Raw genomic sequence first — 12,224 nt, forward strand, 5'->3', positions numbered from 1 at the left:
AAAAATATTTTAAAATAATGTCAGTAGAATTAAAAAAGAACGAATATAAATTGCGAGTTCGCTATGGGGAAACTGACCAAATGGGCGTCGTTTACTATGGCAATTACGCACAGTATTTTGAGGTTGGTAGAACAGAATGGTTGCGCGATTTCGGTATTACTTACAAACAAATGGAAGCTGATGGTTTTTTGCTTCCTGTTATTTCTCTTAAAGTAAAATACATAAAGTCAGCTCGTTATGACGATGTATTAACCGTTAAAACTTCGTTGGTGAAAATTCCATCGGTTACTATAGAATTTAATTATGAAATTTATAATGAAGCAGGAGAAATTTTAGTTGAAGGGAATACAGTTTTAGCCTTTATTGATGTTAACAGGAATAGGCCTACACGATGCCCTAGCTATCTTTTAGATGAACTGCAAGATTAATAGTTTATTTTGGTTATTTGAAGTTCGTGATAGGCTTTAAAAACGCTCATAATAGTCTCAGATTCGCTGAGTCTCACTTCAAATTGTAGCTTGCAATTTAGTTTGAAATCTTGTTTTAGTATATTTAGTTGGTGTTCTTTTATGATACGCATTACCGTATTCATATTTATGTATTCAAAATGAACCTCCATAATTACGTTCACGGTTTTTTCCTCAATCTTTGCATTTTCTAGAGCTAACTGAGCAGTTGTTTTATAAGCGTTAATCAATCCGCTAACACCCAATTTGGTGCCTCCAAAATATCTTACAACTACAATTAAAACATTGGTCAGTTCAAACGATTGTATTTGACCATAGATAGGTATTCCAGCCGAATTATTTGGTTCGCCATCATCGTTGGTGCGGTATTTAATTTCTGAAGTTCCTATTTGATAAGCATAACACCAATGTCTGGCTGAGTGGTGTTCTTTTTTTAAATGTTCTATTTGCAACTTTACAGCGTCTTCATCTTGAACGGGAAACGCATATCCAAAAAACTTACTATTCTTGTCCTTAAAAAGCACAGCTTCTATTGGTTTACTAATAGTTCGGTAAGTATCGTTCATCATGAAATGGTTACTAATATAATTGAAACGATAGCCAATATAATTCCTATGATATTTTTAAAACTTAAACGTTCTTTGAATAAGACGAAACCAATCACCGCACTTAGCATCACAATGGTAACATTATTGACAGTGAAAATGGTAGAACTTTCGGCACCATCGTATTGCAAGGCTTTCAATAAAAAATAAATAGAATAGTAATTAATAACACCTAAAACAAGTCCGGCAGGTATACTTTTTAAATCAGGAATAAGACTTTTGCCAATTATTTTTGCCGCTATAACTAGTAAACCAATAATGCCAGCCGATCCAAAAATAGTGGCTGAAAATATTGGGATGCCATCACTTTCAACATAATTAGTTTCAATATATTTTAAAGAAGTTTCAATTATTCCCGAACCAATAAAAAGAATAAAGGGCAACAATAAAGATTTTTTTACAGGAACGTTTTGCTTGGTTTTGACGGATGCCATATAAACTGCAACCAGAGCCAGAACAATTCCTGCGATTTTCACCAAACCCGCACTTTCATTGTAAACGTAAATCCCAAAAATTATCGGAATAATAACGCTCATTTTGCTGGCAACCGAAGCGATAGAAATTCCATTTCTTTGAGCTGTTAACGCCATGACATTAAATATTGCAATGAATAATACACCTAGTAAAATAGCTCCAATAAACCATCTTGAATTGGATATAACAGATAAATTAATAGTGTTTTCATAACTAATGAAACCAACAGTGGCAGCTACCACATAATTAACAATAATGGCTTGTAAGGTGTTGATGTTGTATTTGTGAAATAGTTTAAATAAAACAAAAATTGCAGTCGACGATAGAATGCTGAGCAGTAAGTAAATCAAAATAAATGTTTTAAATCGTTAAACATCGTTACTACATCTTGGGTTTCTGGATTTATATTCCAGGTTTTGATGTTTAACTGCTTAGCAGCTTTGGTATTTTCTTTGGTGTCGTCAATAAATAGAGCTTGTTCTGCTACGGTATTGGTGGTCTTTAAAACATATTCGTAAATATTTAGGTCGGGTTTTCTCAAATTAATTTCGTGCGAAAGAAAAAACCAATCAAAGCAATTTTTGAATTCTTCGTAAAATGAAACGGTTTCTTTTACATAATTAATATGCAGATTATTGGTGTTGCTTAGTAAAATGAGTTTGTAACGTTTGCTTTTTGCAATGTTTTTCAAAAATTCTAATCGGTATAAAGGGAAATCTTTAATGATGTAATTCCAAAGTGTAATAAGTTCATTTTTGTTCATCCAAGGAAACTGTGAATGATAAAATGACAAAAAATCTGAATCATTCATAAGACCTTTTTCGTATTGCTCATTTATTTTTATTAAGTTTTTTGGCAACGCATCAATTTTTAACAGGCGCCGTGTTTTTTGCAAAGAACCTTGTTTTTCTAAATTGATAAACACATCACCAAAGTCAAAAATTAATGTATTAATCATTTTTGTGAATACTTAAAGTATCGTTACTAATTTTTTCAGTTGTTTTTGATTTTGTTGCCCTTAAAATAGGTGCTTTCACACCAGAATTAAATTGCAATTCACTTATAAAAATGCGGGCTTCGTCCCAAAGATTTTCATTTAAAAAAGTCTGTAAGGTTTGTGCGCCACCTTCAATAATAACAGACGTAATTTGATGTTTCCACAATACATCGCAAATCTGTTTGGCAATGTCGTGTTGTGAATCCCAGTTAATACTTTCCAAAATTAAATTGTCAGAAGCTTGAAGTACTTCATTCTTTAGATTTCCAATAACAATGGTTTTGGTATCAGAATTAAATATTTGAAATGAAGGTAATAAGTCACCTTTTGGATTGAGTACAATTCTAATCGGGTTGTTCCCACTCCAATCTCGAACGGTTAAACTTGGATTGTCTTCTTGAACCGTTTTTGAACCGACCAAAATAGCCTGTTCTTCTGCACGCCATTTGTGTACTAATTGTCTTGAATAGGCATTGGTGATCCAAATTGGTTTAATTTCAGATTTTTGATTTGGAGCGATAAAACCATCATCTGTTTCGGCCCATTTTAAAATTATATAGGGTCGTTTTTTATCGTGAAAGGTAAAAAAGCGCTTGTGATGTTCTCTGCAGTCTTCCTCTAAAACTCCAGTGATCACTTCGCAACCAGCAGCTTTGAGTTTTGCAATGCCGCGCCCAGCCACTAACGGATTACTGTCTAAACACCCAATAACAACTTGTTTTATATGATACTTTATAATTAAATCGCTACACGGTGGTGTTTTACCAAAATGCGAACAAGGTTCTAAGGTAACGTATAAAGTTGCCTCGCCAAACAACGAAATATCCTTTACTGCGTTAATTGCATTTACCTCAGCGTGGGCACCACCGTATGGACTTGTAAAACCTTCGGCAATAATTTTGTTTTCACACACTAGAACACAGCCAACCATAGGGTTAGGCGCAGTGGTGCCGAGTCCATTTTTGGCAATTTCAATACAGCGTTTTATGTATTTTTCATGTATCTTCATCCCGCGAAATATCTCCACAAAAATAAGATTTTAAAGTGACTGAAAATAATTATGTAATCAGGCCAATTCAGCCAAGTGATAACCCAAAAATAGCCGCTGCTATAAGAAGTGTTTTAATTGAAGTTGGCGTGCCAAAAGTAGGTACTGCCTATGCCGATAAAGCTTTAGATGAAATGTTTGAAACGTTTAACAAACCAACATCTCGATATTTTGTAGTGGAAAGCAATGGCGAAATTTATGGTGGCGCCGGCGTTGCACAGTTAGATAATTACGATGGACCAATTTGCGAACTGCAAAAAATGTACTTTAAATCAGAAGCCAGAGGAAAAGGTTTAGGTTCAAAAATGATGGCTATGTGTTTGGAGCAAGCTAAAACTTTTGGATATGAACAATGTTATATAGAAACGATGCCTTACATGGAAAATGCTAGAAAGCTATACCGAAAAGTTGGATTTTATTATATTGATGCACCAATGGGAGACACTGGCCATTATTCTTGTAGCGTTTGGATGTTAAAGAACTTATGACCTTTAAAGAAATTCATACACAATTTCACCTAAAACTAGATGCTGAATATGGCAAGAATGAGGTAGATGCGATGTTTTTTTTACTATCGGAGCAATTTTTAAATAAGAAAAGAATCGATTTAAGCCTAACACCATACAATATGCTCGTTGATATAGAATTATCTCAATTAACCGAAGCCTTAAACCGATTGCAAAACAACGAACCAGTTCAATATATTATAGGAACCACCTATTTTTATGGATTAGAATTTAAGGTGAATCAACACACGCTAATTCCGAGACCTGAAACTGAAGAGTTAGTGTCTTTAGCAATTGAGAGTTTAAAACCTCACCATGTTGATTCAGATAAAATAAACATTTTAGACATAGGAACAGGAACTGGTTGTATTGCAATTTCATTGGCAAAACTCATCGGAAATGCTCATGTGTTTGCTTTGGATATTTCAAGCCAGGCACTTAAAATCGCTCAAGAAAATGCAGCCTTAAATGCGGTAGAAGTTTCCTTTATTGAGACTGATATTTTAAAGGAAACAAATTGGACAGAGAATTTTAAGAATATTCAATTTGATGTTATTATTTCAAACCCACCCTATGTACGTGAACTAGAAAAGGCCCAAATGAAAGACAATGTATTAAATTTCGAACCCACTTCTGCCTTATTTGTTTCAGATGAAGATCCGTTAATTTTTTATAGAGCCATCGCAAAGTTCGCTTCAGAATATATGAAGCCAAATGGCTTGTTGTTTTTTGAAATCAATCAATATTTAGCGCAAGAAACCAAAAAAATGCTAGAAATGCATAATTTTGAAACTATTGAAATCTACCAAGATCTTTCTGGCAACGATAGAATGATTAAAGCAACAAAGTAAACCACTAATTGAAAGTTTTCCTATTAAATGAATATACAAGAAACCATAGCGCAACTTAGAGACGAATTACACCAGCATAACTATAATTATTATGTTTTGGACGCGCCCACTATTTCCGATTTTGAATTTGACCAATTATTAGATAAACTTCAAAAGTTAGAAAAGGAGCATCCAGAATTTTCTGACGACAATTCACCCACACAACGCGTTGGTGGCGCAATTACTAAAAACTTCGAAACGGTAACGCACAAAAACCGAATGTATTCGCTTTCTAATTCCTATTCAAAAGAAGATTTATTGGATTGGGAAAGCCGCATTAAAAAAATGGTTGATGGTGAGGTTCACTATACATGTGAATTAAAATATGATGGTGCTTCTATTAATTTAACCTATAAAAATGGTTTTTTGCTAAGTGCCGTTACCCGTGGTGATGGTGAAAAAGGTGACGACGTTACAGCTAATGTTAAAACTATAAAGTCTGTTCCTTTAAAATTATCAGGCGATTTTCCTGAAGAATTTGAAATTAGAGGTGAAATCATTCTGCCGATTGATGGATTTAATAAAATGAATGAAGAGCGCCTAGAAATTGGCGAAGAACCGTACCGAAACCCCAGAAACACAGCCTCAGGAAGTTTAAAATTACAAGACAGTGCTGAGGTTTCCAAACGCCCTTTGGAATGTTTGCTTTACAGTATAAAGAGCGATAATCTTTTCGCCGATAATCAATATGAAAGTCTTCAAAAGGCGAGAAATTGGGGTTTTAAAGTTCCGAAGGAAGCCAAATTGGTTCATGATATCGATGAAGTATTAGCCTACATTTCAAATTGGGACAAGCAGCGACACCATTTGCCTTATGAAATTGACGGTGTTGTAGTAAAGGTCAATAGTTTTGCTCAGCAAGATGAACTTGGCTTTACTGCAAAATCGCCGCGTTGGGCGATGGCTTATAAATTTAAAGCTGAACGGGTGAGTACGCTTCTAAATGCGATTACCTATCAGGTTGGTCGCACGGGTGCGGTTACGCCAGTTGCCAATTTAGAACCGGTTGAATTGGCTGGAACCATTGTAAAACGTGCCTCATTACACAATGCAGATATTATAGAAAAATTAGATATTAGGGTAGGAGATACGGTATTTGTAGAAAAGGGTGGTGAAATCATTCCCAAAATAATTGCTGTTGATCTTACAAAGCGTTTGCCGAATTCTAGTCCTACCGAATACCTAACGCATTGCCCCGAATGTGATACCATGTTAGAGCGCATTGAAGGTGAAGCGCAACATTACTGCCCGAATTATAATTCCTGTAATCCTCAAATCATTGGACGAATTCAACATTTTATATCCAGAAAAGCTTTGGATATTGATGGACTTGGGGCAGAAACTGTGACTTTATTAGTGAATGCAGGTCTTATCAGCAACTATTCCGATTTATTTGAACTAACAAAAGATCAAGTTATTCCGTTGGAACGAATGGCCGATAAAAGCGCAGAAAATTTAATCAATGGAATAGAGGCATCTAAAGCGATTCCTTTTGAGCGTGTACTATTCGCATTAGGAATTAGATATGTTGGTGAAACCGTTGCTAAAAAATTAGCTAAGCATTTTAAAAATATCGATGCGATTGCACTTTCGAGTTTCGAGGAATTAAAGAATGTAGATGAAATTGGAGAAAAAATTGCAGAAAGTGTTAAAGCCTTCTTTGAAGCGGAAGAAAATAGAAACATAATTAGCAGACTTAAATCATTCGGTTTGAAATTTGAGCTAGATGAATCGGAACTAGCAAACCAAACCGATAAATTAAAAGGACAAACTATTGTTGTTTCCGGCGTATTCGAAAATATTTCAAGAAATGAAATTAAAAAGTTAATTGAAGACAATGGCGGTAGGGTAGCATCTTCAATTTCTACAAAAACTTCTTTCGTAGTGGCAGGGAACGATATGGGACCGAGCAAAAGAACAAAAGCCGAAAGCTTGAACATTCCTATTATTTCTGAAGTGGATTTTCTAAATAAACTGATGTAAATTCTTACAAAATTAAAAAAAACATCGTTAAAATGTCAAATAATTCGTTTATATGTAAATTATTTTTATATTTGTAAACCCAAATCTATTAAAATGAACGATAAGCTAGTTCTTAAAAGCCTACTTGTATTGTTGGCAATCGCCTTTATAGTTGTGCAAGTTATGGGCATGGAGTTTTATGGCGCTGGAATAAAAGCAGTTTTATTAATTGGACTCACAGCACTTTATTACATGTCTGTTGAACAAAAAAGTATTTATTTCAAATTATTTTTATTATTTTTCACTGCTGGCGCAATTCTTGACTTTGTAGCATGGTTAGAACTTACCACTTCATTATTTAACAATAAAGTTTATTACTACGTTATTAATTCACTTTTTATTTTCGCATATTTATTGCTGATCATAAAAGTGTTACGTGGGTTAGACCTGAAGATATTGGTCAGAAAATTACCGTTTCACATCATTATTCTTGTAGTATTGGATGTTTTTAGCGTAATTGTTATTTCTGAAACAACTGAAAAGGTTCTAAATCCAACAGAATATTTCCTTGAATTTGTTTACAACTCGGTTGTGATGGCTTTACTTTCTGTTGCCTTGTTAAATTATATTTACAGAGATGATATTAAATCTATGAATCTTTTAATAGGCTCAATATTAATTGTTTTCTCTGAGGTAATTCAACTAGCATATTTTTACATTGAGAGCAGCAATACACTCAATATTATGTGTTCGGTTTTACTGGTTGGAGCATTTTTATTCTTTTATATTCATTCAACCTTGAAAAACAGCGAACCTATCATGAGTCCTTATAGTGACGATCTAAAAATTTAAGTCTTAAATTTTAATAATTTATCAAACAATGATTGAAGTTCCTTTACTGTCAGCTTTCCCTGCAGCATCAAAATAGAAATCAATTTTTCCTAAATACAATCCGAAACAACCCACTTGATTTACCAATATATTTTTATTTTCTGCATTTTTAGTAACAGTCGGTTTATCTAAAAAGGTGTGTGTATGACCGCCTATAATTAAATCAATATTCTTGGTTAAACTAGCAAGTTTTAAATCGGAAATTTTCTCACTGTTCGAATAGTTATAGCCCAAATGCGACAGGCAAATTATTAAATCGCATCCTTCGTTTTCTTTTAGAGTTCTGGCAGTGTCTTGAGCAATTTCAACTGGATCGAGATATTCGGTTTCTTTATACAGACTTTTATCTACGAGACCTCTCAATTCAATACCAAGCCCGAAGATTCCAATTTTAATGCCATCTTTTACGATAATATGATAAGGTTTTACATGGGTATCCATTACCGTATTTCTAAAATTATAATTAGCGGATACAAATTGAAAATCGGCGTACGGCAGTTGTGTATAAAGCCCGTCAATACCGTTGTCAAAATCGTGATTGCCAATGGTAGCCACATCGTATTTAAGCTTGCTCATCAACTTAAATTCCAATTCGCCACCGTAATAATTAAAATAGGGTGTGCCTTGAAAAATATCGCCAGCATCCAATAAAAGTGTATTTGGATTTTCTTGTCTTATGGCTTCAATTAAACTAGCGCGTTTGGCAACACCACCTTTATTGGCATTTCGTCCATCTTCGGGGCCAAAAGCATCAACATGGCTGTGAACATCATTGGTGTGAAGAATGGTGATTTTCTTTTGTGGTTTTGCCAACGATTGTAAACTTAATCCACCCAAACCTAAAAAAGCAGTTGCCAAAGTTGTTTGTTGCACAAATTGTCTTCTTTTCATTTAATTAATTTTTTTGGGTGAATCGATCGTCAATAACTGGGTTTAGTGTATCAACTTTTTTAAAATAGTCGATGAGTGTAGTTCTTACTTTATAGTCTAATACATACTCACCTTCATTTGGTTGAAAAAAGACCATGCCATCTCCACCATTGTATAAATAATCGTTTGTGGCAATGTAATAAATTTTATGTTTTTCAATTGGCTTCCCATTGACTGATGAAGAAATAACTTTGAAATCCTTGTCTAGTTCCAATTGTAATCCTGAAATTGGATGTGCTCGCTTTGCGCGACTTAAATATGCGATTAGATCTTCAATTTGCTGACCTTTAAGCGCTACGACAATCACCGAGTTTTCAAACGGCATCACGCCAAATGCAGTGCGAGTTGTCACATTTCCTTTCGAAATTATAGAACGAATACCGCCGTGATTCAGCAGCACAAAATCAATATTGTTACCTGTACGGGAGTTAAAAATAGGATTAGATTGTTCTAAAACCACATCGGCAACCAAATTGCCAATGGCAGTATTTAAATGCCCATCAGTTTTAGAATAGGTATCTACCGCATAAGCCAAAACACTATCCAAATCTTTATTGATGCGCTCTCGATAAGGCGCAACAAAATTTTCGATGTCTTGATTGGTGGCTAAGTTATCGTTAATTTCAATGCGTTTGCCTTCAATTTTAACAAGCTGAAAATCGTTTTTACAACTCACAAAAAGCAAGGCTACTGCTATAATACTTAGGTTTTTTATAGTCATTAAAATCTATATTAATGTTAACAAAAAGTTGTGACACCTTTTGCTACCTTTGTCCAAAGGTTAAATATAAATGTTTTTAAAGGGTTTTCGGGACAAGTCAAACCAAAAATTTATTAAGAAATTATTAAATAACAAACCGCCTACTGTGGTGGCTAATGAGCTTCAAACAATTGGAGTTTTATTAAATTTTAATGAATTTAATGATTTTGAATTATTTAGAAAACTATTTAAAGAATTGGAATTAACATCGCCAAAGTGTCGGGTAGCGGCATTTATAGACGATGAAAAGCAAATCACTAGTACCTGGAACACTTATTTTATACCTAAAAATATTGGATGGAATGGCAAAATTGAAAGTGTTGATTTAGAAACATTCATTAATGCCGATTTTGATGTTTTGATAAGTTATTACAATCAAAGTAAGGTTGAGTTAAATCTTATAACGGCATTATCTAAAGCCAAATTTAAAATAGGATTGACCAATGTTGATGACCGTTATTACGATTTAATCATTAATATAAAAACAGACCAATTCAATATATTCAAAACAGAATTAAAAAAATATTTAAAGATTTTAAAATTAATTTAATGACACAATTTTTCGGCACTGGCGTGGCTCTAATAACGCCATTCAATCAAGATTTATCGGTAGATTATTCAGCACTTAAAAAATTGGTTGAGTACAACATTGAAAACGGTACCAATTATTTGGTAATTAGCGGTACAACAGGTGAAAGTGTAACTATTACAGCAGAAGAAAAAGTTGAAATAATTAACACGATTAAAAAAGTTAATGCTGGCAGAATACCTATAGTTTTAGGAATTGGTGGCAACAATACTTATAGTGTAATCGAAGAAATTAAATCGACTAATTTTGAAGGTATCGATGCCATTTTATCTGTGTCGCCATATTATAGTAAACCAACACAAGAAGGCATTTATCAGCATTTTAAAGCAGTTTCCGATGCGAGTCCGGTACCTATTATATTGTATAATGTACCAGGAAGAACATCATCCAACATGTTACCCGAAACGACGTTGCGATTAGCAAACGATTTTGAAAATATCATCGCAGTGAAGGAAGCTGGCAACAATGTGGCGCAATACCTCCAACTTTTAAAAAATAAACCAAATGACTTTTTAATCATTTCTGGTGATGACGATTTGGCTCTGGGTGTGGTATTGGCAGGTGGAGCTGGTGTAATTTCAGTGATTGGTCAAGCTCTACCTAAACAATTTACGTCTATGATTCAGTTAGGTTTAAAAGGAAAAGCTAAAGGAGCTTATGAACTACACTTTAAATTAATGGATATAACAGGACTAATTTTTAAAGAAAATAATCCTGCAGGAATTAAGGCAGTTTTAGAAGCTTTAGGTATTTCTAACGATTTTGTTAGATTGCCTTTAGTTCCTGCTTCGACAAGTTTGAAAGGCGAAATTAAAAGTGCTTTAGAGCAATTTTAAACATAAATAAGTGCAAATATAAAATTTTCTAAAACAGAATTCTGATAATTATTTGATGTACAAAACAATAATTGTTTTTATTATACGTATAAAAAATGTACATTTGCCAACTATTTTAGTTATGAAAAACACCGTATATATATTATCTTTTTTGCTTGTATTGACATCTTGTAGTGATTTTCAAAAGGCTTTAAAGTCTGAGGATACTGCTACAAAATTCCAGTTGGGCACTACCTTGTTTGAAGAGGGTAAGTGGAACAAAGCCAATAGGTTATTTGCTCAAATTGTGCCAGAATATCGTGGAAAACCGCAAGCTGAGAAACTTATGTATATGTATGCCATGACCTTTTACAATATGGAAGATTTTTATCTATCGGCATATCAATTAGAGCGTTTTGAAAGTAGCTACCCCAATAGTGAAAAGGTAGAAGAAGCCGGATTTTTGGCTGCCAAAAGTGCCTATAAAATTTCACCAATTTATAGCAAGGAGCAAAAAGAGACTATTGAAGCTATCGAAAAACTTCAACTTTTTATAAACAGATATCCCGATTCGCAATATCTCTCCGAAGCCAATAACATGGTTAAAGAATTAGATTTAAAATTAGAAAGAAAAGCATACGAAATTGCCAAGCAATATAACAAAATAACCGACTATTCGGCTTCTATCAAGTCTTGCGAAAATTTTATTTTAGAATTTCCAGGGAGCGTTTATAGAGAAGATATATTTTTTGTGAGATTAGATTCAGCTTATAAATTTGCAATAAACAGCGTGGAATCTAAAAAACAAGATAGAATTAAAGAAGCGCTTACATATTTCCAGGCATTTAAAAAATCCTATCCAAAATCAGGAAATATGGAATTGGCAGAATCGATGAATACCGAATTAGTAGACTTGCAACAACAATTTAATACCAAAAGTTAATACCTTATATAAAATGGATTTAAAAGGCACAAAAGCTCCCGTAAGTACTGTAACTTACAATCGTAATCAAGTAGATGCACCTACCGATAACATCTATGAAGCAATTGCTGTAATTTCAAAACGCGCTGAGCAAATCAACACGGATATTAGACGTGAGCTAGTTGATAAACTTGAAGAGTTTGCAACTTTCAACGATAGCTTAGAAGAAATTTTTGAAAACAAAGAACAAATCGAAGTATCTAAATTTTACGAAAAATTACCAAAACCACATGCTTTAGCAGTGCAAGAATGGTTGGACGATAAAATTTACTATCGCAATACGGAAGACAGCATCCCAGAATAACTAT

General features: G+C 33.8%; 15 protein-coding genes. 9 read left to right on the forward strand and 6 right to left on the reverse strand.

Annotated elements, in window-relative coordinates:
- Positions 1-17 precede the first annotated feature (17 nt).
- Positions 18-428, forward strand: coding sequence for an acyl-CoA thioesterase (locus V7Z48_RS04275; protein WP_334112161.1), 411 nt, complete (start codon positions 18-20; stop codon positions 426-428).
- Here the strand turns inward: V7Z48_RS04275 and V7Z48_RS04280 are convergent.
- The 4 genes from V7Z48_RS04280 to ribD are packed head-to-tail and all read right to left on the reverse strand — an operon-like array spanning position 425 to position 3,552.
- The gene (locus V7Z48_RS04280; RefSeq protein ID WP_334112217.1) at positions 425-1,033 is read right to left on the reverse strand and encodes an IMPACT family protein; all 609 of its coding nucleotides are present in this window, start codon (positions 1,031-1,033) and stop codon (positions 425-427) included. The genes V7Z48_RS04275 and V7Z48_RS04280 overlap by 4 nt on opposite strands.
- Positions 1,033-1,896, reverse strand: coding sequence for a DMT family transporter (locus V7Z48_RS04285; protein ID WP_334112162.1), 864 nt, complete (start codon positions 1,894-1,896; stop codon positions 1,033-1,035). Before V7Z48_RS04285 ends, V7Z48_RS04280 begins: the two co-directional genes overlap by 1 nt.
- The gene (locus tag V7Z48_RS04290; RefSeq protein ID WP_334112163.1) at positions 1,893-2,504 is read right to left on the reverse strand and encodes an HAD-IA family hydrolase; all 612 of its coding nucleotides are present in this window, start codon (positions 2,502-2,504) and stop codon (positions 1,893-1,895) included. The genes V7Z48_RS04285 and V7Z48_RS04290 overlap by 4 nt, the downstream gene beginning before the upstream one ends.
- A complete protein-coding gene (ribD, locus tag V7Z48_RS04295; protein WP_334112218.1) occupies positions 2,497-3,552 on the reverse strand; it encodes a bifunctional diaminohydroxyphosphoribosylaminopyrimidine deaminase/5-amino-6-(5-phosphoribosylamino)uracil reductase RibD in 1,056 nt (351 codons plus the stop codon). The genes V7Z48_RS04290 and ribD overlap by 8 nt, the downstream gene beginning before the upstream one ends.
- 35 nt (positions 3,553-3,587) lie before the next feature.
- Between ribD and V7Z48_RS04300 the strand changes: the two genes are divergently transcribed.
- From V7Z48_RS04300 to V7Z48_RS04315, 4 genes are all read left to right on the forward strand, one after another.
- Positions 3,588-4,079: a GNAT family N-acetyltransferase gene (locus V7Z48_RS04300; protein ID WP_334112164.1), complete on the forward strand. Its 492-nt coding sequence runs from the start codon at positions 3,588-3,590 to the stop codon at positions 4,077-4,079.
- On the forward strand, positions 4,076-4,948 hold the full coding sequence (gene prmC / locus V7Z48_RS04305) for a peptide chain release factor N(5)-glutamine methyltransferase (protein ID WP_334112165.1): 873 nt from the start codon (positions 4,076-4,078) through the stop codon (positions 4,946-4,948). Before V7Z48_RS04300 ends, prmC begins: the two co-directional genes overlap by 4 nt.
- Before the next feature lie 27 nt (positions 4,949-4,975).
- Positions 4,976-6,970 carry an NAD-dependent DNA ligase LigA gene (gene ligA, locus V7Z48_RS04310; RefSeq protein ID WP_334112166.1) on the forward strand — a complete coding sequence of 665 codons (1,995 nt, stop codon included), beginning with the start codon at positions 4,976-4,978 and terminating at the stop codon, positions 6,968-6,970.
- Between the two features lie 93 nt (positions 6,971-7,063).
- Positions 7,064-7,801 carry a hypothetical protein gene (locus V7Z48_RS04315; RefSeq protein WP_334112167.1) on the forward strand — a complete coding sequence of 246 codons (738 nt, stop codon included), beginning with the start codon at positions 7,064-7,066 and terminating at the stop codon, positions 7,799-7,801.
- A gap of 21 nt (positions 7,802-7,822) precedes the next feature.
- Here the strand turns inward: V7Z48_RS04315 and V7Z48_RS04320 are convergent, their stop codons facing one another.
- A complete protein-coding gene (locus V7Z48_RS04320) occupies positions 7,823-8,731 on the reverse strand; it encodes a bifunctional metallophosphatase/5'-nucleotidase (RefSeq protein ID WP_334112168.1) in 909 nt (302 codons plus the stop codon).
- Positions 8,732-8,735: 4 nt separating this feature from the next.
- Positions 8,736-9,491, reverse strand: coding sequence for a 5'-nucleotidase (locus V7Z48_RS04325; protein ID WP_334112169.1), 756 nt, complete (start codon positions 9,489-9,491; stop codon positions 8,736-8,738).
- 70 nt (positions 9,492-9,561) lie between these two features.
- Between V7Z48_RS04325 and V7Z48_RS04330 the strand changes: the two genes are divergently transcribed.
- The 4 genes from V7Z48_RS04330 to V7Z48_RS04345 all read left to right on the forward strand — a co-directional run bounded on the left by V7Z48_RS04330 (position 9,562) and on the right by V7Z48_RS04345 (position 12,220).
- Positions 9,562-10,080: a DUF6913 domain-containing protein gene (locus V7Z48_RS04330; protein WP_334112170.1), complete on the forward strand. Its 519-nt coding sequence runs from the start codon at positions 9,562-9,564 to the stop codon at positions 10,078-10,080.
- Positions 10,080-10,955 carry a 4-hydroxy-tetrahydrodipicolinate synthase gene (dapA, locus tag V7Z48_RS04335; protein WP_334112171.1) on the forward strand — a complete coding sequence of 292 codons (876 nt, stop codon included), beginning with the start codon at positions 10,080-10,082 and terminating at the stop codon, positions 10,953-10,955. Before V7Z48_RS04330 ends, dapA begins: the two co-directional genes overlap by 1 nt.
- A 121-nt stretch (positions 10,956-11,076) precedes the next feature.
- Complete coding sequence (locus V7Z48_RS04340) at positions 11,077-11,877, forward strand: outer membrane protein assembly factor BamD (RefSeq protein ID WP_334112172.1); 801 nt, start codon at positions 11,077-11,079, stop codon at positions 11,875-11,877.
- A gap of 13 nt (positions 11,878-11,890) precedes the next feature.
- On the forward strand, positions 11,891-12,220 hold the full coding sequence (locus tag V7Z48_RS04345; RefSeq protein WP_334112173.1) for a DNA-directed RNA polymerase subunit omega: 330 nt from the start codon (positions 11,891-11,893) through the stop codon (positions 12,218-12,220).
- Positions 12,221-12,224: the final 4 nt, after the last annotated feature.

Source organism: Paucihalobacter sp. (genome assembly GCF_036825875.1).
Lineage (GTDB): Bacteria > Bacteroidota > Bacteroidia > Flavobacteriales > Flavobacteriaceae > Paucihalobacter.

Excerpts from the sequence above, each read along its gene's own strand:
- V7Z48_RS04275 (WP_334112161.1), top strand. The coding sequence starts at position 18 with ATGTCAGTAGAATTAAAAAAGAACGAATATAAATTGCGAGTTCGCTAT.
- V7Z48_RS04280 (WP_334112217.1), bottom strand. The coding sequence starts at position 1,033 with ATGAACGATACTTACCGAACTATTAGTAAACCAATAGAAGCTGTGCTT.
- V7Z48_RS04290 (WP_334112163.1), bottom strand. The coding sequence starts at position 2,504 with ATGATTAATACATTAATTTTTGACTTTGGTGATGTGTTTATCAATTTA.
- ribD (WP_334112218.1), bottom strand. The coding sequence starts at position 3,552 with ATGAAGATACATGAAAAATACATAAAACGCTGTATTGAAATTGCCAAA.
- prmC (WP_334112165.1), top strand. The coding sequence starts at position 4,076 with ATGACCTTTAAAGAAATTCATACACAATTTCACCTAAAACTAGATGCT.
- ligA (WP_334112166.1), top strand. The coding sequence starts at position 4,976 with ATGAATATACAAGAAACCATAGCGCAACTTAGAGACGAATTACACCAG.
- V7Z48_RS04315 (WP_334112167.1), top strand. The coding sequence starts at position 7,064 with ATGAACGATAAGCTAGTTCTTAAAAGCCTACTTGTATTGTTGGCAATC.
- V7Z48_RS04320 (WP_334112168.1), bottom strand. The coding sequence starts at position 8,731 with ATGAAAAGAAGACAATTTGTGCAACAAACAACTTTGGCAACTGCTTTT.
- V7Z48_RS04325 (WP_334112169.1), bottom strand. The coding sequence starts at position 9,491 with ATGACTATAAAAAACCTAAGTATTATAGCAGTAGCCTTGCTTTTTGTG.
- V7Z48_RS04330 (WP_334112170.1), top strand. The coding sequence starts at position 9,562 with ATGTTTTTAAAGGGTTTTCGGGACAAGTCAAACCAAAAATTTATTAAG.
- dapA (WP_334112171.1), top strand. The coding sequence starts at position 10,080 with ATGACACAATTTTTCGGCACTGGCGTGGCTCTAATAACGCCATTCAAT.
- V7Z48_RS04340 (WP_334112172.1), top strand. The coding sequence starts at position 11,077 with ATGAAAAACACCGTATATATATTATCTTTTTTGCTTGTATTGACATCT.
- V7Z48_RS04345 (WP_334112173.1), top strand. The coding sequence starts at position 11,891 with ATGGATTTAAAAGGCACAAAAGCTCCCGTAAGTACTGTAACTTACAAT.